Annotated in this window: 19 protein-coding genes; 8 read left to right on the top strand and 11 right to left on the bottom strand. The window is 74.5% G+C overall.

Annotation, left to right across the window (positions count from 1 at the left end; all coding sequences use genetic code 11):
* Window positions 1-4: 4 nt before the first annotated feature.
* A complete protein-coding gene (locus CHF16_RS07680; RefSeq protein WP_245868281.1) occupies window positions 5-2161 on the top strand; it encodes a protein kinase domain-containing protein in 2157 nt (718 codons plus the stop codon).
* A 1-nt stretch (window position 2162) separates the two neighbouring features.
* Here CHF16_RS07680 and CHF16_RS07675 read toward each other — a convergent pair whose 3' ends face one another.
* Window positions 2163-2720 (bottom strand): TIGR03086 family metal-binding protein, encoded by a 558-nt coding sequence (locus CHF16_RS07675; RefSeq protein WP_089325209.1) that lies wholly within the window; start codon window positions 2718-2720, stop codon window positions 2163-2165.
* A 75-nt stretch (window positions 2721-2795) separates the two neighbouring features.
* Here CHF16_RS07675 and CHF16_RS07670 point away from each other — a divergent pair, with 75 nt between their 5' ends.
* Window positions 2796-3398 carry a TetR/AcrR family transcriptional regulator gene (locus tag CHF16_RS07670; protein WP_089325208.1) on the top strand — a complete coding sequence of 201 codons (603 nt, stop codon included), beginning with the start codon at window positions 2796-2798 and terminating at the stop codon, window positions 3396-3398.
* 145 nt (window positions 3399-3543) lie between these two features.
* On the opposite strand, the gene CHF16_RS07665 is transcribed toward CHF16_RS07670, so the two are convergent.
* Entirely contained in the window at window positions 3544-5001 is a 1458-nt protein-coding gene (locus CHF16_RS07665; protein ID WP_089325207.1) for an MFS transporter, read from the bottom strand.
* Window positions 5002-5459: 458 nt separating this feature from the next.
* Here CHF16_RS07665 and CHF16_RS07660 point away from each other — a divergent pair, with 458 nt between their 5' ends.
* Window positions 5460-6044, top strand: a complete 585-nt coding sequence (locus tag CHF16_RS07660; protein WP_089325206.1) for a TMEM165/GDT1 family protein — start codon at window positions 5460-5462, stop codon at window positions 6042-6044.
* A 40-nt stretch (window positions 6045-6084) separates the two neighbouring features.
* Here CHF16_RS07660 and CHF16_RS07655 read toward each other — a convergent pair whose 3' ends face one another.
* The gene (locus CHF16_RS07655) at window positions 6085-6672 is read right to left on the bottom strand and encodes a TetR/AcrR family transcriptional regulator (RefSeq protein WP_089325205.1); all 588 of its coding nucleotides are present in this window, start codon (window positions 6670-6672) and stop codon (window positions 6085-6087) included.
* A 134-nt stretch (window positions 6673-6806) separates the two neighbouring features.
* On the opposite strand from CHF16_RS07655, the gene CHF16_RS07650 reads away from it, so the two are divergent.
* The 3 genes from CHF16_RS07650 (at window position 6807) to CHF16_RS07640 (ending at window position 10016) form a co-directional block, all read left to right on the top strand.
* Window positions 6807-7718, top strand: coding sequence for an aldo/keto reductase (locus CHF16_RS07650; protein WP_089325204.1), 912 nt, complete (start codon window positions 6807-6809; stop codon window positions 7716-7718).
* Between the two features lie 8 nt (window positions 7719-7726).
* A complete protein-coding gene (locus tag CHF16_RS07645; RefSeq protein WP_089325203.1) occupies window positions 7727-8743 on the top strand; it encodes an NADPH:quinone reductase in 1017 nt (338 codons plus the stop codon).
* Between the two features lie 184 nt (window positions 8744-8927).
* The gene (locus CHF16_RS07640) at window positions 8928-10016 is read left to right on the top strand and encodes a hypothetical protein (RefSeq protein ID WP_089325202.1); all 1089 of its coding nucleotides are present in this window, start codon (window positions 8928-8930) and stop codon (window positions 10014-10016) included.
* On the opposite strand, the gene CHF16_RS07635 is transcribed toward CHF16_RS07640, so the two are convergent.
* From CHF16_RS07635 to CHF16_RS07605, 7 genes are all read right to left on the bottom strand, one after another.
* On the bottom strand, window positions 10013-11401 hold the full coding sequence (locus CHF16_RS07635; protein ID WP_089325350.1) for a PEP/pyruvate-binding domain-containing protein: 1389 nt from the start codon (window positions 11399-11401) through the stop codon (window positions 10013-10015). The genes CHF16_RS07640 and CHF16_RS07635 overlap by 4 nt on opposite strands.
* A complete protein-coding gene (locus tag CHF16_RS07630; protein ID WP_089325201.1) occupies window positions 11398-11997 on the bottom strand; it encodes a transcriptional regulator in 600 nt (199 codons plus the stop codon). Before CHF16_RS07630 ends, CHF16_RS07635 begins: the two co-directional genes overlap by 4 nt.
* On the bottom strand, window positions 11994-13085 hold the full coding sequence (locus CHF16_RS07625; RefSeq protein ID WP_089325200.1) for a TetR/AcrR family transcriptional regulator: 1092 nt from the start codon (window positions 13083-13085) through the stop codon (window positions 11994-11996). Before CHF16_RS07625 ends, CHF16_RS07630 begins: the two co-directional genes overlap by 4 nt.
* 153 nt (window positions 13086-13238) lie before the next feature.
* Window positions 13239-13526: a hypothetical protein gene (locus CHF16_RS07620; protein WP_089325199.1), complete on the bottom strand. Its 288-nt coding sequence runs from the start codon at window positions 13524-13526 to the stop codon at window positions 13239-13241.
* A 9-nt stretch (window positions 13527-13535) separates the two neighbouring features.
* On the bottom strand, window positions 13536-15677 hold the full coding sequence (locus CHF16_RS07615) for an alpha/beta hydrolase family protein (RefSeq protein ID WP_089325198.1): 2142 nt from the start codon (window positions 15675-15677) through the stop codon (window positions 13536-13538).
* Window positions 15674-17272, bottom strand: coding sequence for a peroxidase family protein (locus CHF16_RS07610; protein ID WP_245868280.1), 1599 nt, complete (start codon window positions 17270-17272; stop codon window positions 15674-15676). Before CHF16_RS07610 ends, CHF16_RS07615 begins: the two co-directional genes overlap by 4 nt.
* On the bottom strand, window positions 17269-18564 hold the full coding sequence (locus CHF16_RS07605) for a cytochrome P450 (RefSeq protein WP_143227907.1): 1296 nt from the start codon (window positions 18562-18564) through the stop codon (window positions 17269-17271). Before CHF16_RS07605 ends, CHF16_RS07610 begins: the two co-directional genes overlap by 4 nt.
* Window positions 18565-18765: 201 nt before the next feature.
* On the opposite strand from CHF16_RS07605, the gene CHF16_RS07600 reads away from it, so the two are divergent.
* Window positions 18766-19725: an acyl-CoA desaturase gene (locus tag CHF16_RS07600; RefSeq protein WP_089325197.1), complete on the top strand. Its 960-nt coding sequence runs from the start codon at window positions 18766-18768 to the stop codon at window positions 19723-19725.
* 23 nt (window positions 19726-19748) lie between these two features.
* Here the strand turns inward: CHF16_RS07600 and CHF16_RS07595 are convergent, their stop codons facing one another.
* Window positions 19749-21224: an MFS transporter gene (locus CHF16_RS07595; RefSeq protein WP_089325196.1), complete on the bottom strand. Its 1476-nt coding sequence runs from the start codon at window positions 21222-21224 to the stop codon at window positions 19749-19751.
* A gap of 71 nt (window positions 21225-21295) precedes the next feature.
* Here CHF16_RS07595 and CHF16_RS07590 point away from each other — a divergent pair, with 71 nt between their 5' ends.
* Window positions 21296-22267, top strand: a complete 972-nt coding sequence (locus CHF16_RS07590; RefSeq protein ID WP_089325195.1) for a helix-turn-helix transcriptional regulator — start codon at window positions 21296-21298, stop codon at window positions 22265-22267.
* Window positions 22268-22313: the final 46 nt, after the last annotated feature.

Here is a 22313-nt window from a genome sequence, read left to right as displayed (position 1 = left end):
CCGAGTGGACGCGTACGCGCCGCTGGAGGCGAGCGACCCTGTGCAGCTCGGGCCCTACCGGCTCGCCGGGCGGCTCGGCGGCGGCGGGATGGGCCGGGTGTTCCTGGCGTCGTCGCCGGGCGGCCGCGCGGTCGCGGTGAAGGTGGTGCGGGCGGAACTGGCGGAGGACCCGGGGTTCCGGCGCCGGTTCGTCCGCGAGGTCGAGGCGGCCCGCCGCGTGAGCGGTCCCTTCACCGCCGCTGTGGTCGACGCCGACCCGGACGGGACGCCGCCCTGGCTCGCCACCGAGTACGTCCCCGGGCTGTCGTTGAAGGCCGCGCTCGACGCGCACGGCGCACTCCCGGAGGGGACGGTCCGGGCCCTCGGCGCCGCACTGGCGGAGGCACTGGAGAGCGTCCACGCCGCCGGGGTGGTCCACCGCGACCTCAAACCGTCGAACGTGCTGCTCGCCGTGGACGGCCCGCGCCTGATCGACTTCGGGATCGCGCTGGCGTCCGAGGGTACCCGGCTGACGGTGACCGGGGCGATGGTCGGCACGCCCGGCTTCATGTCCCCGGAGCAGCTGCGGGGCGGCGAGGTCGGCCCGCTGAGCGACGTCTTCTCCCTCGGCGCGGTGCTGGCGTACGCGGCGACCGGGGCCGGGCCGTTCGGCGGCGGCTCCGTCCACGCGCTGAACTACCGGGTCGTCCACGGGGCCCCCGACCTCTCCGGCGTGCCGTCCGGGCTGGTGGACGTCGTGACCCGCTGCCTGGAAAAGGACCCCGGCCGGCGTCCGACCGTGCCCCATCTGGTCGAGGAGCTGGGGCGCGCGTCACGGGCATGGCCGCCCGGCGGAGTCGGTTGGCTCCCCGAGCCGGTGACGACCCAGATCACCCGCACCGTCCCCGCGCCGCCACCACCACCCGCCGACCCAGCCGCCGCCCCCACCGCCGTGGCGACGGCGCCGTACCAGGGCCCGCCCCCGGGGCCCTCTCCCCGGCGGTTGCTCACGCGGGGCCGCGTCCTCACGGGCGTCGCCGCCGTCACCGTCCTCGTCACGGTCGCCACCACGCTGCTCCTCACCGGCGGAGAGCCGGACGCCGACCGCGGACGCCGCGCCGAACCCACCGCCGAGCCCCGCCCGCCGGTGCTGAAGCAGCTGTGGTCCTATGCCGCCGACCCGGGCTGGTCGCCGCAGATCCAGAACGGGACGCTGTACTTCGGCGACGGCGACGGAGTCATCCACGCGGTGGACGCCCGGACCGGCCACGCCCGCTGGAAGCACGACCGGGCCTGGGGCAGCGGCGCGTCAATGATCGTTTCCGGTGACCGGATGTACGTCCACGCCTATTCCGACTCGTCCCGGACCAGTGACAGCAGCGCCGTGCTCGCGCTGGACGCCGGTTCCGGCCGCCGCGTGTGGGAGTACCCGGCCCGTTCGCTGCTGCTGGACGAGGCGCTGTCCGGCCGGAACGTGTACTACTACGAACGGCTCGGCGACAGGAAGACGTCGGTGTACGCGCTGAGCACCCGCTCCGGCAAGAAGGCGTGGAGCCACGAAGCCGCGTTCGTGTGGGAGACCACGGCCCACCAGAACGTCCTCTACTACGTCGCGAGCAGTCTCGACGCGAGCGGCCCGGAACTGCACGCGCTGAACGCCGACACCGGCGAGCGCCTGTGGAAGGCTCCCTTCGCCGACGAACTCGAGAGCCGACCGGAGTCGATCAACGTGATCGGCGGCGTCATGTACGGGCTCGGTGAGGACGGCACCGTCTCGGCCCACGACCCGGGCGACGGCAGGCTGCTGTGGAGGACCCCCACGGGCCTCCACGACTTCTCGGACTCGGCGCTTCCCGTGGTGTCCGACGGAGTCCTCTACGTCGCCGGCAACGTGGCCTCCGAAGGGAAGGAAGGGAAGGCGTTCGCGTTCAACGCCGAGACCGGCGCGGTGCTGTGGCGCCGCGACCTTCCCCAGGTGAGCACGTCGCCGACCGTGGCGTCCGGGACGGTGTACGTCTGCACCGGCTCCGGCGAGCTCCACCTCCTGAACGCCGAGGACGGCGCCTCCCTGGGGAAGGTCACGCTGGCGGACGACGAGGACCCCACCGCCGTGGTGTCCGGCGGGGTCGTCTACTTCGGCGCGGGTGACGGCCGCCTGCGCGCGGCCGCGATCACCCGCTGACTCAGGCCGGCGGCGCCCACTCCGGGTCGCGGCCCAGGAGGGCGGCGAGGTTGTCGATCGCCGGACGGTCCGGGTCCTCGGCGAGCGGCGGGTCGTAGACGCCGCCGGGCCCGTTGAACGGACTGCCCGGCGCGGTGTTGGCGCGGGCGAGCGGCAGCGCCGCCTCGGCCAGCCGGGACGGCACGAACGGCGTGGTCCGCAGCGCGCGCGCCAGGTCCCAGCGGTGGACCAGCATGTCGACAGTGTGGACGCCGAGGACCAGTTCGGTCGGTGTCGGGCCGCGCTGCGGCAGCTCCACGGTGTGGCCCGCCCGCTCCAGGACGGAGAGGCACCGTGCGGCGATGCGGGCGAAGTCGTCGCGCGGGTCCGCGCCCGGCTCGACGGGCGGCAGCACCGTCCGGGCGATGGCCTCGTGCCGTTCGTTCATGTGGCGGAGCAGGTCGGCGACCGTCCATCCGTCGCAGGGGGTGGGGGCGTCCATGGCGGTGTCGGGGATGACGGCGACATCGTGGCCCAGCAGGGCGAGCGCGGTGGCGTCGAGCCGGAGCAGATCGGTCATGTCGGACGGGCCTCTCAGGTTTGGCGAACGATCGTCAGCTAAAAATAGCGTACGCCCGTTCGCTAGTCTGGGGGCATGTCTCCGCGTCACTCGGCGGCCGAAGCGGCCCGCACCCGCGACCGGATCGTGCGGGCGGCGGTCCAGGACGCCTCCCGGCTGGGGCTGGAGGGGCTGACGCTCGGCACGCTCGCGCAGCGGCTCGGCATGAGCAAGGCGGGCCTGGTCGGCCCGTTCGGTTCTCGCGACCGGCTCCAGATGGCCGCGCTCGACCAGGCGGGCGAGGTCTTCCGCGCGGCGGTCATCGCACCCCTGGTGGACCTGCCGCCCGGCCCGGAGCGCCTGGCCCGGCTGATCGACGGCTGGGTGGAGTACCTGGCCGACTGCCCGTTCCCCGGCGGCTGCTTCATCACGGCCGCGTCGGCCGAGCTGGACGGGCGGCCGGGGCCGCTGCGCGAGCGGCTGCGCGAGATCGTCGCGGCCCAGCGCCGGTCGCTGACGGAGGAGATCGCCGCCGCCCAGGCCGAGCTGCCCGGCCCGCACCGTCCCGCCGAGGAGGTCGCCACGGTGCTGGCCGGCCTGGCCATGGCGGCCAACCAGGAGATCCAGCTACTGGAGGACCCCTCGGCTCCGGCCCGCGCCCGCGCCGCCATGCGCCACGCGGCCGACCTGAACACCTGATCCCGACGGCAACGCGGCGCATCGCACCAACGCGACGACCGCCATGCGGCCGTCACTTCGCGCCTCCGTCCGACCGTCCAACACGCGGACGACGGCACGCGCCCCGCACCTGGTGCGGTGGACGTGCCGTCGCCTGATGGCCGGGTCAGCGCCCGGCCGCCTTCTCGTCCTCCCGCCGCGGCGCGGCTGCGGCGGTGGCGTCCGGCCGGGGGGTCCGGAGGGTGGCGGCGGCGAGCCCCGCGCCGGCGAGCGCGATGAGCGCGGCGCCGGTGAAGGCGGCGGAGAACCCGTCGGTGAGCGCGGGCAGGTCCCCGAGCCGGTCCGCCCCGGAGGCGGCGGCGATGGCGGTCATGGCCGCCAGGCCGAGCGCCGACCCGACCTGGTAGCCGGTGTTGACGATGCCGGAGGCGAGCCCGCCCTCCTCCGGACGGGCCGCCGACAGCGCGGTGCCGAGCGAGGGGATGAAGGCCAGCGACATCCCGAGCGCGGCGACCAGGGAGGCCGGCAGCACGTCCACCCAGTAGTTCCCGTCCGGGCGGATCAGCGACAGCCAGCCCATCCCGGCGGCCAGCACCAGCAGCCCGGTGACGGTCGCGGCCTTGGCGCCGAGGCGCCCGATGACCCGCGGCGCCAGGACGATCATCCCGAGCATGATCAGCGCGGTCATCGGCACCAGCGCCGCGCCCGACGGGAAGGCGCTGTAGCCGAGAACCTGCTGCAGGTACAGGTTCAGGAAGAACCACATCGGGATCCATGCGCCGCCGAGCAGCAGCTGCGCGAGGTTCGCGGCGGCCAGGTTCGGCGCCCGGAAGATCGACAGCGGCATCAGCGGGGCGCGGCGGCCGGCCTGCAGGGCCAGGAACGCTCCCAGCAGCACGAGCCCGCCGGCCATGACCGCCCAGGTCTCGAGCGCGTCCCACCCGACCTCAGGTGCGCGGACGACGGCGAAGACCAGACCGCCCAGCCCCGCGGTGACGGTCAGCGCGCCGAGGGCGTCCACCCGGCCGCGGGCGCCGGCCCCGCCGGCGGGCATCAGCGCGGGCGCGGCGGCCAGCGCGACGACGGCGATGGGGATGTTGATGTAGAAGACCCAGGGCCAGGACAGGTACTCGGTGATGACGCCGCCGAGGAACACCCCCGCGGTGCCGCCGGCCGGCGCCGCCGCGCCGTACAGGGACAGCGCCTTGGTCAGCTCGCGCGGCTCGGTGCCGAACAGCATCATCAGCAGGGTCAGCGCGGCGGGCGCGATGAGCGCGGCGCCGACGCCCTGGACGGCGCGTCCGGCCAGCTCCACGCCGACGTTCCCGGCGGCGCCCGCGACGGCGGACCCGGCGAGCAGGACGACCCACCCGGTGGAGAACAGCCGGCGGGCGCCGAACAGGTCCGACAGCCGGCCGCCGAGCAGCAGTAGACCGCCGAAGCCGACGACGTAGGCGTTGAACACCCAGGACAGGCTCTCCTGCGAGAAGCCGAGGTCCGCCTGGATGCGGGGCAGCGCCACCCCGATGATCGACGTGTCCATGATCACCATGAACTGGGCGGTCGCGATCAGCGCCAGCGCCCACCAGCGGCGCCCGGCGGGCGGTGCGGAACGTGCGGACATGATTCCTCCTCCTACCCCCTAGGGGTATCGACTCGGCGAGCGCTTACCCTAGGGGGGTATAGTTCCCGGCGCAACCTCCGGCGCGTCGCGCTCATTCCCGGAACCCCTGGAGATCTCAGAGATGACTCAGTCATGCGGGCGGGCATGGAGGGGCCGGGGCGGTGCCGTGGGACATGGCGGACCACTGAGGTCGGCGATCTACGTCGCTGGACGTTGTGGCTACACTGGGGTCGGCGAAGGGGAGTAGTCCTGCGATACCGCTGGTCGACACGCTGGACGTCCTAGGGCGTCCCGGCCATCGGGCCCCGTAAAGGGGTGGACGAGACCTTCGGCCACGGCATGACGTGGCCCGTGCGACCGTGCGGGCCGTCCCATCGTGCCGGGCCGAGTGGTCCTCCCGTCGCCCGCCAGGGTGCCGGCCGAAGTCCGCGGCCCGGCCCCGGCAGAAGGCTTCGCCCATGACCCTGGACCCGCTCGCGATCCTCACCGCCTTCGGCTTGATCTTCCTTGCCGAGCTGCCCGACAAGACGATGTTCGCCTCGCTGGCCATGGGCACGCGCATGCGACCGCTCTACGTGTGGTTCGGCACGTCCACGGCGTTCATCGTGCACGTCGCGATCGCCGTGGGCGCCGGCAGCCTGCTCAGCCTGCTGCCGGGCATGGCCGTCAAGCTCGTGTCGGCGGCCCTGTTCGCCTTCGGCGCCTTCATGCTGATGCGCGGCGGAGGGGACGACGATGAGGACGACAAGGCGGGCCAGGCCATCACCCGGTTCTGGCCGTCCTACGCCGCCGCCTTCACGGCCGTGTTCATCAGCGAGTGGGGCGACCTGACCCAGATCACCACCGCCAACCTCGCCGCCACCAACGGATGGCTGCCGACGGCGATCGGCTCGGCCGCCGCCCTGATGTCGGTCTCGGCCCTGGCCCTCCTGGCGGGCCGCTTCATCGCCACCAGGGTGCCGCTGAAGACCGTCCAGCGCATCGGCGGCCTGTGCATGGCGGGCCTGGCCATCTGGACCCTGATCGAAGCCTTCACCCTCTGACCAAGGGACGTGGTCGCGCGCGAAGTGGTGCGCGGCTCGTCTAGCGGGCTCGGAGGCCGTTGAGGAGGAGGGAGATGACGGCCTCGGACTCCGCTCCGGCTGCCGGTGACTGCCACTCCGCGGCGTGGGTCGGGTCGTGGAAGCGGGTGGTCGCGTCCAGGACGGCTCGCGCGACCGCCTCCGGGTCGCCGGGTGCGAAGGCGCCCGTCTCGATGCCGTCGGCGACGATGGCGCGGACCTCGGCGAGCAGGAAGTCGACATGGGCGGCGGAGACTTCGCTGTGGTCCGCCGCCAGCACCCGGAAGGTGGCGAAGAGCTCGGGGTCCTCCCGTGCCTTCGTCCACTTCGTGGCGAACATGGTGGTGAGCAGGAGGTGCAGCCGGTCCGGCGCCGGTAGTCCCGAGGCGCGGACCGTCGCGGTGAGCTGGTCGCGCACCCGGTCCAACCAGCGCCGTATGACGGCCTCACGCAGCGCCGCCTTGGACGGGAAGTGCCGGTAGACGCTGCCGTGGCTCACCCCGAGAAGCCGTGCGACGTCGAGCACGGTCGTCTTCTCCGGGCCGTGGCGGCGCAGTACCTCTTCGGTGGCCGACACGATCGTCTCCGCGTCGAGCGGGCCTCCGCGCATCAGATCTCCCCATCCCTGCCTTGGGCGCGAACGTACGGCAGCGGACTGACGGATGTCAAAGTCTGTCAGCGCGTCACCTTGGTCTGGGTGACAGATATTGACATCTGTCATTTGTTGTCCGTACGGTGCGGGCCATGGAGACAACGGATGGACGTGCAGCCCCGACCGCCTCGTTCGCCGGGCGCACCGTGTTCCGCGTCGGCTACGGCGCGGCACAGCTCGACCGCCTGCGGGACCGTCCCGGCGACGCCGTCGCGCTGCTGCGCCGCGCGATCGGGCTGGGCGTGGACCACGTGGACACCGCCGAGTTCTACGGCTTCGGCTTCGCCAACTCGGTGATCCGCGAAGCCCTGCGCCCCGAGGACGACGTGCTGGTCGTCACGAAGGTCGGCGCCGAGCCCGACCCCGGCGGACGCCTGCCACTGCGGATCGCGCAGCGGCCCGAGCAGCTGCGGGCCGGCGTCGAGCAAAACCTGCGCAGCCTCGGCGTCGAGCGGCTCCCCGTGGTCAACCTCCGGCGCCTCGACACCGGCCCCGGCCTGCGTCCCACGGGTGACCAGGTGGTCGACCTCGACGACCAGCTCGCGGTCATGACGGCCCTCCGCGACGAAGGCAAGATCGGCGCGATCGGTCTGAGCAGCGTCAGCCTCGCGAACCTGCGCCGGGCCCTGCCGGCCGGCATCGTCTGCGTGCAGAACGCCTACAGCGTCGTGTCCCGGGACGACGAGGCCATGCTGGCGCTCTGCGCCGCGGAGGGCATCGCGTGGGTGCCGTTCTTCCCGCTCGGCGGGGCCTTCCCGGGCCTCCCCAAGGTCACCGACGAGCCGGCCGTCCACGCGGCGGCCGAGTCGCTGGACGTGACGCCCGCGCAGGTCGGCCTCGCGTGGCTGCTGCACCACGCTCCCAACGTGCTGCTGATCCCCGGCACCGCCGACCCCGCGCACCTGGAGGCCAACATGGCGGTCGGCGAGATCGCCTTCGACCGGGCCGCCCGCGCCGCCCTCGACGCCGTCGAGTCCCGCTCCAGCGAAGTCCCGATCGGCTAGGACGGACCATGAAGACGATCGTCTACCGCGCCAACGGCGGCCCCGGCGTCCTCGAGTTCGTCGACCGCGACGTGCCGGAGCCCGGTTCCGGCGAGGTCCGTGTCCGGGTCGCGGTCTCCGCGGTCAACCCGACCGACGTCCAGGCCCGGTCCGGAGGTCCGCTGAGGTTCCCCGAGGTCACGCCCCACCTGGACGGGGCGGGCGTGATCGACGCCGTCGGCGCCGGGGTCGACCCCGGCCGGGCCGGGGAGCGGGTCTGGCTGTTCATGGCCGCCGCCGGACGGCCCACCGGCACCGCCGCCGAGTTCACGGTCGTGCCCGCCGAGCAGGCCGTCCCCCTGCCCGGCGCGGCCGGTTTCGACGCCGGCGCGGCCCTCGGCGTCCCCGCGCTCACGGCGCACCGCGCGCTCACCGTGTCCGAGGACGGCCCGCGCCGCCTGCGGCCCGGCGCGCTCGCCGGCCGGACGGTGCTCGCCGCGGGCGGCGCCGGGGCCGTCGGGCACGCGGTGATCCAGCTCGCCCGCTGGGCGGGCGCCACCATGATCGGCACGGTCAGCGGCCCGGAGAAGGCCCGGCTCGCCACCGCCGCGGGCGCGCACCATGTGGTCAACTACCGTGAGGGCGATCCGGCCGCCGCGATCCGCGCGGTCGCCCCGGACGGCGTCGACATCGTCGCCGAGGTGGCGCTCGGCGCGAACCTCGCCCTGGACCTGGCCGTCCTCCGCGCGCGCGGCACCATCGCGACCTACGCCAACGACGGCGGCAGGCCCGTCGACCTCGACGTGATGCGGAACATGGTGCTGAACACGCGCCTCCAGTTCCTCGTGCTCTACACGGCCGGTCTGGACGTGCGCACCGCGGCCGTCGAAGACGTGGCCGCCGCCGTCCGCGACAACGCTTTGCCGGTGGGAGAGGAGCACGGCCTGCCGCTCCACCGCTTCCCGCTGTCCCGGACCTCCGCCGCCCATCGAGCCCTGGAGGAGGGCGCCGTCGGCAAGGTCCTCGTGGACGTCGCCCCCGAGTGACGCCGGCGATCATCGTGTTCATGTGCGCGCGGCCGTCGCGCCGCACCCGCCCGGTCGCCGACTTCCTGCGCATAACCGCGTAGCGGCGGGCCCAGCGGGGGTGGCCGTATCAGGCCACGGGGTGGATCGCCATAACGATGCCACCAAATACTGGCGTGGATGTTCGTCCGGCCAGGGAGGCACCGTGCCCCGATCCGTCCCGAACCCCCACCCGTCCCGCCGCGCCTTCACGCTCGGCGCCGCCGCGCTGCTGGGCGCGGCGGCCGTTCCGTCGCTGCCGGGGTCCGCGCGCGCCGCAGGCCCCGCCGGTTGGACGACGCAGCCGATCCCGGAGGCGCGGCCGGACACGACGATCAACGCGATCGCCGCCCCGGCGCGGCGGAGCGCGTTCGCGGTCGGCGTCGAGACCGGGACGGCCGGGAGGGTCCCGGTCGCGCTGCACTGGGAGGCCGGGGCGTGGCGGCGCGTGCCCGTCCCCGCCGGGGTCGTGCCCGACCTGGTGGACGTCGCCGCGCGCACGCCCGGCCGCGCCTGGGCCATCGCCCAGTCCTCGGTCTGGACGGACGACCCGCTGATGATGCGCTGGAGAGGCGGCGCGTGGGAGGCCGTCGAGGCGCCCATCGGGGAGTGGGTCGCGCTGGACCTCGACCAGTACGGCCGCCCCTGGATGATCGGCGGCGAGGTGGACGACCACCTCGGCCCGATCACGTCCGTCTACCGGCGGGACCGGACCGGGTGGACGCGGCTGCTGTACGAACCGATCCAGACGGTGTTCACCGCGCTGTCGGTGCGGACGGCGTCCGACATGTGGCTCGGCGGCTACGGCACGCTCCGCCACTTCGACGGGCAGACCTGGACGGACCGGACGATCCCCGACCCGTCGGGATACGGCCACTGGGTGCTCCAGATCGAGCAGGTCTCGTCCGGCGAAGCCTGGTTCCTGACGGTGCGGACGCATCCGCTGGACATGACCGCCCGCCTGGTCCACTGGGACGGGACGGGCTTCACCGTGCACAGCCTGCCCGGACCGTCCAGTGCCGTGGGCACCATGTCGGCGGTCGGGTTCCTCGGCTCGCTCGCCACGGACGGGCGCGGCGGCGTGTGGGTCGGGGACGGCATGTACCGGACGCTGCGTCACTTCGACGGCACCACCTGGACCGTCGCGGACGTCCCGATGCAGGGCGCCAACCAGATCCAGGCTCTCGTCCGGGTGCCGCACAGCCGGATGGTCTGGGCGGGCGGACGGCTCCCGCACACCTTGCGTTTCGCCTAGGTGGCGGTGGGTTCCCTCATCAGGGCGTGGGCCGCGCCGAGGCGTTCCTGGTCGGAGCGTTGTGAACGGTCGCCGGAGACCTCGTCCGCCCACGCGAGCAGGCGGTGCAGGTGGACGTCGGCGGCCCCGCTGATGACGGCCGGTTCGCCGAGGGCGATCTCGCCGCCGGTGCCGTCGATGGTGATGAGCGTGCCCGCCGGGACGACGCGTTCACCGGCGCGCACCTGATCGGCAGCGGTGTCGACGGTGAGGGCGGCGGCGTCCACGACGGCGGGCTTGCCCATGGCGCGGGCGACGACGGCGGCGTGGCTGGTGGGGCCGCCCCGGCTCGTCGCCACCCCGGCGGCCGCGGCCAGGCCGTGCATGTCGAGCGGCGAGGTGACCGGGCGGACGAGGATCACGGGCCCGCCGGCGGCCATGCGGGCGGCCTGGTCCGCAATGACCGCGACGCGTCCGGACACGACGCCGGGGCACGCGCCCCGGCCGCGCGCGAGGAGGGCGGTCCCGCTGGTTTCCATGCGCGGTGTGCGGGCGTCGTGCAGGTGTCGCGGGGAGACCCGGCGGACGGCGGTTCGACGGTCGATGAGCCCTTCGTCGGCGAGGTCGACGGCGGTACGGACGGCCGCGCGGCCGGTGAGGCCGCCGGGCCGCACCTGCAACAACCACAGGACGCCAGCGTCGTAGGTGAACTCCACATGGCAGGCGTCGCGGTAGTGCCGTTCCAGGCGGTGCAAGGCGGCGGCGAGCCGTTCCCATACCGCCGGTTCGCGGGCGGCGAGGTCGGACAGCGGCCGGGTGGTGGAGCGTCCGGAGACGACATCGTCGCCCTGCCGTCCGAACAGGACGTCGCCGAACGGGACCTTCTCGCCGGTGTTCGGGTCGCGGCTGAAGGCGACGCCGGAACCGCTGTGCTCGTCACGGTCGCCGAACACCATCGCCTGCACGACCACCGCCGTGCCGAGGTCGTGCGGGATGCCGTTCAACTCGCGGTACGTCGTGGCGCGCGCGCTGTGCCAGGACTCGAAAACCGCCCGCACCGCCGCGTGGAGCCGCTCCATCGCGGCGGTCGTCCCGGCGGTGAGACCGAGGTTGAGCACGGTGTCCATCATGCCGGGCATCGACACGGCGGCCCCGGACCGTACCGACACCGCCAGGGGCCGCCGGGTGGCGTCCTCCAGTGCGCGGACGGCGGCGGCGAGTTCGGCGTCCAGGCCGTCCGGGAAGCGCCCGTCGCGCAGGAAGGCCCGGCAGGCGGCGGTACCGATGACGAACCCCGGCGGAACGGGCAGGCCGAGCCGCCGCATCACGATCAGGCCGTGCCCCTTGCCGCCGAGGACGTCCGCGGGCTCCCGGGTCGCGGCGTCGAGCGGATGGATCCAGGTCATCGGGAGGCGGTCCACGGGCGCGGGATGCCGAGAGTGGCGAGCAGGTCCTCATGGAGCTGGAACCACACGGTGTGGTACGAGGTCATGCTGTCCGCCAGGTGCTCCATCGCACCGGCGCGCGCGCGGTCGAGCGCCGCGCCGAACCGGACCCGGTACCGCACGAACCGGGGGAGCGCGGCGGCCAGGTCCGCGATGACGTCATCGGCGCGCAGGTGCAGGTCGGCGAACCTCTCCAGGACGCGGGCGTCATAGGACGGGTCGGAGCGGCCGTCCATGGAGCGCAGTTGCCAGGCCGAGCACAGGTCCAGCAGTTCAGGGTTCAGCACCATGAACCGCTCGTACGCGGCGGTCAGCGCGTCCCGGGTTCCGGCGGTGTCGAGCTCGCGGGCGGTGCGCCGTGCGTCCTCGGCGTGCCCGGCCTCGGTGAGCCCCCACGCCCCGGACGCCCGCGTCGCCAGCCCCGCCGCGGCGAGGTCGATCAGGTGCGACTCCGCGTCGCTCCCGGGGAGTCCGGCGGCGTCGGCGACGCGGGGCAGCTCGGCGTATCCGATGCAGCGCAGGACGTGCAGCACGGCCGTTCCGTTGGGGCCGGTCATGCCCGCTCCGTTCCGGCGGGCCGCCCGGCGGTCGCCGCCGCGTACCCGGCGCCCCTCCCCGAGGCCCGCGCGATGATCGCGCCGTCCTGGACGCGGACGGCGGCCTCGGTGTCCGCGGCCGTCCCGGCGCCGATGGCGGTCGCGAGCGCGCCCCGGTCGTCGAGGACGAGCCGCAGCGGCAGACCGGCATCGGGCCCGAACGCCCGCCGCAGGCATCCGGCGAGGTCGGTGATCCGCAGCCGGACGAGCGCCCCGGTCTCGGCCGGGTCGTCCGTCACCACCGCCACGGTGGCGGCCTCCCCCGGCCGGGCCGCGCGCACCGCCTCCTCGGCCGCACCGAGGCGGCCCGTGCCGAGGACCACGATGACACCGTCGTCGAAGTCCACGGCCCGGCCGGTGAGCGCGTCCGTCAGACCGGCGGGCGGCGTCCACGCATCGCGGCACGAACGCGGCGCGGCGACGTAGGGAAGGTGCGGTGGGTCCCACGCGTCGTCCGGCGCGTCGGCGGCGAGCCGCCGGCAGGCGCGGGCCACGTCGAACGGGTCACCGAAGCCGGGCGCCGTCTCGGCCAGATGCCCGGCGCCGTGCAGCAGCGTCAGGAGCAGCTCCGCGAGCCGCACCCGCCGTCCCGGACGCGGTGCCCGGCACGACTCCAGGGCGAGCGCCACCAGCAGACCGTCCAGCCTGGCGAGCCCGGCCATGGCGGCGCGGCCGGGCTCGTCCTCGAACACCCCAGTCAGCGACCGCGACCGCACCCTCCCTGCGTCGGGGGTGTCGCCCGCCAGGGGCAGCCGTTCGAGCCAGGCGCGGGCGAACGCCTCCGCACCGTCCGCCAGGTCGAGGGGCTCGGCCGGACCCGGCGTCCCGGCCGCGGCCTCGCGCTCGACGGAGGCGAGCAGCACCGCCAGATACAGCGACCGCTTGCTCGGGAAGTTCGAGTACACGGCGCCGCGCGTCAGCTCGGCGCGGTCGGCGATGCGGTCGACCTTGGCGGCGGCGAACCCGTGCTCCGTGAACTCCTCCTCCGCCGCCGCGAGCACGGCGGCCCGCGTCCGAGCCTGCTGCTGAGCCCGCGTCAACCGCACCATCGGGCCTCCTCGGCGTTCCGCATGGCGCCACCATACTCGCAACATCCGGATGATGTGAACATCTGAATGTTCGCCGATCGTTTCCCCCGCGGGTCGCGGGCATATCCCCGGATCAGCGGGGGCGGCGGCGCCTCGCCGGGGTACGGCTCGCGGTCAGTCGCCCGCGCGGCGGCCGACCGGTGCGCGGGGAGGAGGGACGGCGGGACGCTCGGCCGAGTGGGACAGGCTGCGCAGGTGGGCGGCGGCGCTCGCCAGGTCGGTGGCGGCGGTCGTGGCGGCCGCGATGTGGGCTTCGGCCGCGGCGGTGAACCATGGCGGCGTCGCCGGGTCGTCCTTCAGGCGCTCGACCAGGGCGCGCAGGCGGGCCGCGGCGTGTTCGACGGCCTCGGCGTCGGCGCGCAGCAGGGCGGCGGACTCGGCGACCGAGCGGCGGGCGGGCAAAGCGGCCTCCTAAGCGGGGAAGACGGGGGAGCCCGCATCGCGCCGGAGCATCCGGTGCGGGCTGCCGATGCAGAGGATCGGACGGGCGCCGTCCAAGCCGAGGGCGCGCAGCCGGACTGCCAGCGGGTCGTCGCCCGCCCCGGCTTCCGGCCTGGCCTGGGGCGCGGGATGCAGCCTGGCCTGGCCATGGGTGTGGACGAGCGTCCGCAGCGTCTCGCCCGCGAGCGTGGAGTAGACGACCAGGTCACCGGAGCGTCCCGGGCTGCTCGGGCCGAGCGGCCCGGCGAAGGCCAGGACGGGGGCGTCCGGGGCGCCGACCGTGAGCGCGGTGGCCCGGCCGTCCAGGCGGACGTGGATCGGGGCGGTGGCGGCGTGCTCGCTCCACAGGTGCCGGTGGGCGGCGCCGGCGGCGGGAGTGCTCAGCGCGGTCGCGAGCGTCCACAGGCCGGCGCCGCGCAGGTGCGGGCGGCGCAGCAGGCCGAACCAGACGCCGAGCGGCCGGGGGCACCACGGGTCGTGGACGAGCAGCCCGAGGGTGACCTCGCGGTGCGGCCCGAGCGTGCTCGCGCGGTGGTCGTGGACGGTCAGCGCGGCCAGCGCCCGCGCACCGGCCCGCACGGGGACCGCTCCGTCGGCTTCCCCCAGGACGGCTGCGGCCGAAGCGGCGTCGACCGCGAACCAAGCAGTGAGAGTCGCCGCGTCCGACGTTCGTACGGGCAACTCCACCGGGCCGTCCGGCGTGGGCTCGGCTCGGGCGGCGACCGTCAGGAAGGGGAAGCCCTCCGGACGGCGGGCGTTGTCGTAGAGCTGGTAGAGCCGCCGGTGGAGGACGGGGCCGCAGTAAGGCGCGAGCTGTTGTTCGATGTGCGCGCGCGCCTCGGGGAGGTCGTGCTCGATGTTGGCCGCGTAGTGCTCAAGCCGGTGGCAGGCGGGGAACAGGTGCGTCGGGTCGGTGTAGTCCACGACGTACCGTCCGGGCCGGTCGGTGAAGCAGTTCCCCGCGCCCTGCCCGTCGAGGCTCGGGATGATGTCGTGCCGGTTGGTGACGCTGGCGACCCAGGTCTGCGGGTCGGCGGGGTCCTTGAAGTCGATCGGCGACCCGATCGTGATGACGTGGGTGATCCGGAAGCGGGCGCTGAGCGCGGCGTCCTGGCTGAGGCTCATGACCGCCGCGCCGCCGGCGCTGTGGCCGATGAGGGCGAGGTCGGCGCCCTCCGGGATCCGGTAGTCGTCGATGGCCTTGGCGAGGGCGCGGCTGTAGGGGCCGCTGTCCTGGACGGTGCTGCTGAACGCGCCGAGCAGGTCGGCGGGTGACTCGCCGTCGGGTGCGCCGAGCCGCATCCCCGGCGCCAGCAGGACGTACCGCTCGGCGCCGTCCGGCCCGCGCACGGTGAGCAGCAGCGCGCGGCCGGTCGGCCCGATCGCGACGAGGTCGCCGAGCAGGCCGGGCAGGGACGCCTCGGAGCAGAACAGCGCGGCCTCCGCCGGGGCCGGCTCGGCGCGCACGGCGCCGCCGCGGCCCCGGTCCAGCCGGGCGATGGCGCGGTTGCTGAGCCCGGTCACCGGGTCGGCGGTCGCGGCGCCCGCGCCGGTGGCGATGAGCCAGGCGGTGCGGTCGTTCAGCGGGTTGCGGTCGAGCAGCGCGCGCAGCGCGAGGACCTCGCCGAACACCGGGGCCACGGCGCTCAGCGCGCCCGCCGCGCCGCGGTCGGCGACCAGGTCGCGCAGCGCGCCGAGCACGCCCGCGCGGCCCTCCCCGGCCGCCTCGATCAGCCGCCGGACGAGCGGGTCGCCGGTGAGCGCGGGCTCGGCGAGGGCGACCGCGGCGATGCGGAGCCGCAGCGACGTGGTCATGACCGCGACGGGCAGGCTCGGCGCCCCGGCGAACCCGCCGAGCTTGGCGCCGAGGACGCCGAGCACGCCGCCCGCCGGGGCCCAGCCGAGCCCGGCCGGGTCGGTGACGGCGCGGGCCAGCGCCCGCTGCGCCCGCCACCCGTCCCGCGGCGCGCGGCACACCGCCGCGGCGACCTGCGGGTCGGACAGCGCGGCCGTGGCGTGCACGGACGCCTCGCGGAGCGTGTTCGCGATTTCGGCCAGCTCCCGCGCGGCCTCCGGGAGAAGCGCGCCCGGGACGACGCTCTCGGCGGTCATCGCAGGGCTCCCCGCCACGTCATGCTCACGAACCGGGGCCGCGGGTCCTCGGGGGTGTTGCGGGCGACCACGTCGCCGAGGGTGCGGGTCGCGGCGATCGTCCGCAGGCCGCCGGGGGTGAAGGTCGCGGCGGTCAGCACCCGCGGGGCCAGCAGCGGGTTGGTGAGCGCCTGCGAGAACGCGTCGATCGCGATGATCTTGGTGAGGAGGGGCGGCAGGACGGCGGCGGGCGAGCCCGGCTCCTCCGCGAACAGCCCGACGTACAGCTCCAGGTCGTCCACGCTCCGGTACCGGTCGGCGAGGGCCTCCCGCACGCGCGGGTCGCCCGAGACCTGGGCGAAGTCCCGCGCCCTCGGGAACCGGCAGTGGGCGCGGTAGTCGTTGTAGGGCGCGAGTTGCAGCGCGCGGGCGTCGGCGATCGAGGAGACCTCGACGTCGCGCAGGACCGGGTCGGTGTTGAACAGGCCGATGCGTCCGGCGCGCTGCTCGGAGGCGTCCTCGAACAGCCGGCCGAGCCCGGGGCCGGGGATCAGGTCTCCGCCGAACAGCGTCCTGGCCGTGGGCAGTTCGGTGTCGCCGACGACCAGGCTGGACGGGATGAGGCTGTGCCAGCGGTAGACGAGGTTGAACTCGACCGACGCCCAGTTCTGGCGGTGCCAGGGCGCCCGCCGCAGCATCCGGCTGAGGCGGGGGTCGAGCAGGAACCGGAAGTGGTACGGCGTGATGTGGTTGATGTACTCCTCGACGACCAGCCGGATGACCTCGACGATGACGATGTTGCGGGCGGTCTGGAAGAGCCGCTCGTCGTCCCAGCCGGGGTTCTCCTTCGCGAGCGTCCGGGCGACCCGGTTGTGCTCGCGCAGGAACAGCACCGTCATCATCGTGAAGCCGACCTGGACGTTGCCGCGGTCGCCGCCGGTCGCGAACAGGGTGTCGCGCCGCGCGTCGGTCAGCATGTCCATGCGGACCGCCGTCAGCGCCGAGAACTCCGGCTTGACCTTGCCGTTCTCGCACAGGTACGGCGGGAACTCGCCGCCGTTGAGCAGCTGGCTCTTCAGCAGCCCGCCCTCGTGCAGGCGGACGGCGTCGGTGGCCTCCGGGGTCAGCCCGTACAGCGGGTTGAGGTCGATCTCGTGGTTGGACGTGCTGCGGCGCGGGTCGCGGGGCTCCTCGGACTCCCCGCGCAGGAACCCGTCGGTGAACCACTGCGCGAAGTAGGCGAACAGGACCGTGGACCGCGGGCAGGGCACCATCTCCCCGTCCCGGGTGAACAGGTCGGCGGCGCGCTCGACGGTCGGGCGGCCGGTCTCCTGGTCGGGGACGGGCGGCAGGTGCCGGCCGCTGTAGGTGCGGTCGGTCAGCGACGACCACGACGTGTACGGCGCCATCGTGCTCAGCGGCTCGGGCCGCGGCGGCATCTCCCGGACGGCCTGGTCGATCACGGCGGCGTTGATGCGGCGGCGCAGCGCGGTGGACGACTCGGCGAGCCGCCACAGCGGCCGGCCGCGGGTGACCGCCAGGAACCGCAGCCGGTTGCGGGCGCCGTCGGACGCGAAGCCGCGGGCGCTCTTCGGACGGGACTCTGCCACGGTCACGCCCCCTCCCGCGCCGGAGCGTCGAGGTGCGCCGGAGCGTCGAGGTGTGCCGGAGGGTCGAGGCGCGCGGGGGCGTCGAAACGCAGCGGGAACGAGTCGGGGAAGACGTCCCGGTCGCGGCGCACGTCCCCGCCGGCGCGCAGGCCCGGTCTCAGCACGACCCGGCGGACGGTCTCGGCGATCACGACCCGGGCCGGATGCACGCCCAGGCAGGTGTGCGGGCCGTGCCCGAAGTGCATCCAGGCGTCTTCGGCGCGGTCGGGACGGAAGGCGGCCGGGTCCTCCACGGCGTCGTCGTCGAACATCGCGGACGCGACCGCGGCCAGGACCAGACCCCCGGCCCGGACGGTCTCCCCGCTGGGCAGGACGTGGTCGCGCGCGCAGTACCGGACGATCATCTTGAGGAAGGGATCGAACCGCAGCGCCTCCCAGACATGGCCGTCGAACCGCCCGGGATCGCCGGCGGCCGCGCGGGCGGCGGCGTGCAGCTCGGGCTGCCCGAGCAGCAGCGACACCACGTTCGTCATGGACCCGGCGGCGTTCTCGACGAACCCGAGCAGCAGCCCGGCGACGTTGATCGCGAGGCGCTCGTCGTCGAAGCCGAGCTCGGCGGGCAGCCGGGTGCGGACCAGCCTGCCGAGCACGTCGGTACCGTCGCCGGCGGCGCGCCGGTCGGCGACCAGGCCGCGCAGGTGGGCCATCATCTCCGCGCCCGCCGCGACCGACGCCGCGCGCACCCCGGGGTCGCCGGCGAAGTTGGCGGTCACGTCGGTCATGACGGCCCGCGACCAGCGCGACAGCGTCGGCTCGTCCGGCCCCGGGAAGCCGAAGTAGCGGGCGCAGACCTTCAGCGGGACGCCCCGGAAGAGCGCGCCGACCGCGTCGAGCTCCCCGCCGGCCGCGTCCAGCGCCGCGTCGGCGAGCTCTCCCGCGAGCGCGCGCACGGCGGGCACGTCCTCGGGCGCGAGCATGACCTGCATCAGGCCCTTCTCCCGCCAGTTCATCGGGGTACCGTCGCGGGTCAGCATGATCGGCGCGCCGAGCGCGGACTCCATCGCCGGGCGGTAGGCGCTGACCGGGAACGCGTCCGGCCGCGACAGCACCTCCGCCACGTCGGCGTGCCGGGTGACCAGGGTGAAGGCCGGCGCCGCGAGGACGGGACGGTCCGCGCGCAGCTCGGCGAACAGCTCCCGCCACTCGGTGCGCAGCCACCCGGCCAGCCGGGCCTGCGCGGCGGCCGGATCGGCCTGGACGAGCGCGTCGTAGGCGGCGAGGTACCCGTCTGGCTGCATGGCATCAGCTCCCAAGTCGTGATCGGCCGGATCCAGAGAGTAAGAGTCCAAACCGTCACCGCCAAGAGATTTGGCACTTTGAGTAGTTAAATAGCTTCACTCGGTGATGGTCGCCTATCTGCCAGGCGACTGCCGTCCACCGCGTCTCCGCAGTTCAATGGGCCCGACCTGTGGGCGGGACCGGCTGGTGGGGAGGCGCGGATGGCGGATCGGGCGTTGGGGGAGACGGTCCCGGTATCCGGCACCCGCAGGCACGCCTACCTGGTCGTCCTGGTCGTCGTGCCTCCGCTGGCCCTGATCGCGGCGGTGGCGGCGGCTTGGGGGCGCATGGTCGGACCGGTGGACGTCCTGCTCGCCCTGGTCATGTACACCGTCAGCATCTTCGGCATCAGCGTCGGCTACCACCGCCTGCTGACCCACCGCTCCTTCAAGTGCGCCCGCCCCGTCCGGGTGGCGTTCGCGCTCGCGGGGGCCCTGGCCCTGGAAGGGCCGCCCTCACTGTGGGCCGCCGAGCACCGCAGGCACCACAAGTACTCCGACAAGCCCGGCGACCCCCATTCGCCCTGGGCGTACGGCGACAGCGGCTTCGCGCTGCTGCGCGGCCTGCTGCACGCCCAGGTCGGCTGGTTCTACAGCGCCCGCAACCGCTCCAACCGCGCGCACTGGGTTCCGGACCTGCTCGCCGACCGCGACATCCGCCGGGTGGACGCCGCCTACCCGGCGATCACCGCCGCGTCCTTCCTGCTGCCCGCCGTGATGGGCGGCCTGCTCACCTGGTCGTGGGCGGGCTTCTGGACGGCGCTCTTCTGGGCCGGCCTCGTCCGCTACGCGGTCGTCCACCACGTCACCTGGTCGGTCAACTCGATCGCGCACTGCTACGGCGACCAGGCGTTCCCCACCCGCGACCGCTCGTCGAACGTCCGCTGGGTGGCCCTGCTGACCTTCGGCGAGGGCTGGCACAACTGGCACCACATGGAGCCGACCAGCGCCCGCCACGGCGTCCTCAAGGGCCAGACCGACCCCAGCGCCGCCCTGATCCGGCTCCTGGAGAAGGCGGGCTGGGCCTACGACGTCCGCTGGCCGTCCCAAGAGCGCATCGAGCTGCGAGCGAACCACCACGCCGGCACCGGCCCGGCCGCCCAGGAACCCCAGGCGAGCTGAGCGCAGCGGTCCGCCCGCGCGCGTCATCGGTCGGCGTGCTCGGCCGTGCTCTTCGGGAGTGCGAGCATCACCAGGGCCGCCACGACGTAGAGCACGGCGGAGATGGCGAGGACGACGCTGAGCGCGTCACCGTAGTCGGCCCGTTCCGGCGCGCCGGTCGCCGAACCGGTGGCGGCGGTGAAGAAGACCGTGCCGAGAACGGCGATGCCGGCGGCGCCGCCGATCTGGTTGACCGTGGAGAGCACGCCGCCCCCGGCGCCGGCGTCGCGCGCGGGGATTCCGGCGAGGACGACGTTGACGAGGATGGGGGCGCAGAGACCGAGCCCGAGCCCGCCGATGAAGAGGGCGAGGGCGAGCAGCGGGTATCCGGGGTCGCCGCCGTCTCCGACGGCCGTCCACAGGATGAGCTGCGACGCCGCGACGGTGAGCGAGCCGCCGACGAGCAGGGTCCGTCCGGCCTTGGCGGCGAGGGCGACGCCGAGTCCGGAGGTGACGATCGAGCCGAGCGCGTAGGGCAGGATCACCAGGCCGGCCTCCCACGCCGTGCGGCCGGTGCCGTCCTGGAGGTAGACCGACAGGGTGAGGAAGAACGCCCCGATGCCGCCGAAGAAGAGCAGGGACGCGCACAGGCCGACCGCGAACGCGCGGATCCGGAGCAGGGCCGGATCGAGGATGGGCTCGCTCCCGCGTCCGGCGAGGCGCCGCTCGTGGACGAGGAAGACCGCCAGGAGGGCGGCCCCGGCGGCGAGGAGGGCGTAACTCGACCTGGTCCATCCCCGGGAGCCGGTCTGGATGATCGGCAGCAGCAGGAGCAGGATGCCCGCGGCCGCGAGCACCGCGCCCGGCAGGTCGAGGCGCGCGGTCGAGGCCGAGCGGGACTCGGGCAGCACCGTCGCGCCGAGGACGAGCGCCGCGACCGAGACGGGCACGTTGATCCAGAAGATGGTGCGCCAGCCCAGGCCGAACAGGTCGGCGTCGACCAGCAGCCCGCCGAGCAGCGGCCCCGCGACCGACGCGAGGCCCTGCACCGCGCCGTAGGCGCCGAATGCCCTGGCGCGCTCGCCCGGGGCGAACAACGCCCGGATGATCCCGAACACCTGCGGGACCATAATCCCCGCGGTCAGCCCCTGCGCGGCGCGGGTGCCGATGAGCATGCCCGGCCCGGCGGCCAGCGCGCAGAGCGCGGACGTGAGCGTGAACCCGGCCAGGCCGATCAGGAACAGGCGCTTGCGGCCGTACCGGTCGCCGAGCCGCCCACCGGTGATCAGGCCCGCGCCGAGGGCGAGGAGGTAGGCGGCGATCGTCCACTGGATCTGGGCGTCACCGGCCACCAGGTCACGGGCGATCGCCGGGGCGGCGACGGTGACGATCGTCCCGTCGAGGAGGTCCAGGAAGGAACCGGAGAGCACCACGAGCAGCGCGGCGCTCGCGCCCGCGCCGGAGACGGGGGCCGCATCCGGCGTCCGTGTGCCCTCGTCAGGGAGTTGTGAAGCGGTCATGCCGGCAACCATCGCCGCTATAGTTGCCGCCGAGTGACCGCTTTGTCCGCTCGTTGTGAGGGGTGGGATCGATGGCCGCCACCTCCGCGCGGACGCTCAAGCTGCTGTCGATCTTCGGGACCGGCGCGACGCCGACCGCCGGGGACCTCGCCGCCGCGCTCGGGACGTCGGTCCGGACCGTGCGGCGCGACATCGACACGCTCCGGGAGCTCGGGTACGAGATCGAGGCCGTGCGCGGGGCGGGCGGCGGCTACCGGCTCGGCCGCGCCACCCGGTTGCCGCCGGTCGTCTTCGACGAGGACCAGGCCGTCGCGGCGGCCGTCGCGCTCCAGACCGTCCCGGCGATCCTGTCCGGCATCCGGGAGAACGCCGCCCGCGCCCTCGCCACGCTGCGGCAGGCGATGCCGGCCCGGGGCCGCGTCCACGCCGAGGCGTTCACCGTCTCCGCGGCGCGCAACTACTGGGAGTTCCCGGCGGCGCCGATCGAGGCGGAGGCCGTCCGGTCCCTCGGCGCCGCGATCAACCGGCGGCACGTCGTCCGCGCGGACTGCACCGGCGAGGACGGCACGGCGACGCTCGTCCTGGAACCGCACGACCTCGTCGTCTGGGCGGCGCGCTGGTACCTCGTCGCGTTCGAACCGGACGCCGGCCGGTGGCGGGCGATCCGTGTCGACCGCCTCGAACCGCGCATGCCCACGGGGACGCCCTTCCAGCGGCGCGACGTCCCGCACGGCGACCCGGCCGCCTTCGTCATGAGCACGCACGACCGCGGCGACACCCCGGCGGAATGGCCGTGCCGCGGCTCGGCGCTCATCGCCCTGCCCGCGCCCGTCGTCGCCAGGTTCGCGCCCGGCGGGTCGACCGTCGAGCACGACACCGACTCCGGTTGCCGGCTCACGCTCGGCGCGTGGTCATGGGCGGGGCTGGCGGGACTCCTACTGACCTTCGACGCCGACATGACGGAGATCGAACCGGCAGAACTACGGGACGCCCTGCACTCCCTGCGGAACCGCATCGACAGATCACTCGACCGCAGCGGATGAGTTCACGGGCGGTGTTGGGGGTATGGGCGTCCGATCCGGAGACGTT

It is taken from the genome of Actinomadura meyerae, assembly GCF_900188445.1.
Classification (GTDB): domain Bacteria; phylum Actinomycetota; class Actinomycetes; order Streptosporangiales; family Streptosporangiaceae; genus Spirillospora; species Spirillospora meyerae.
Note: the sequence above shows the minus strand (reverse complement) of the source record. Positions and strands in the feature narration are given on the sequence as shown.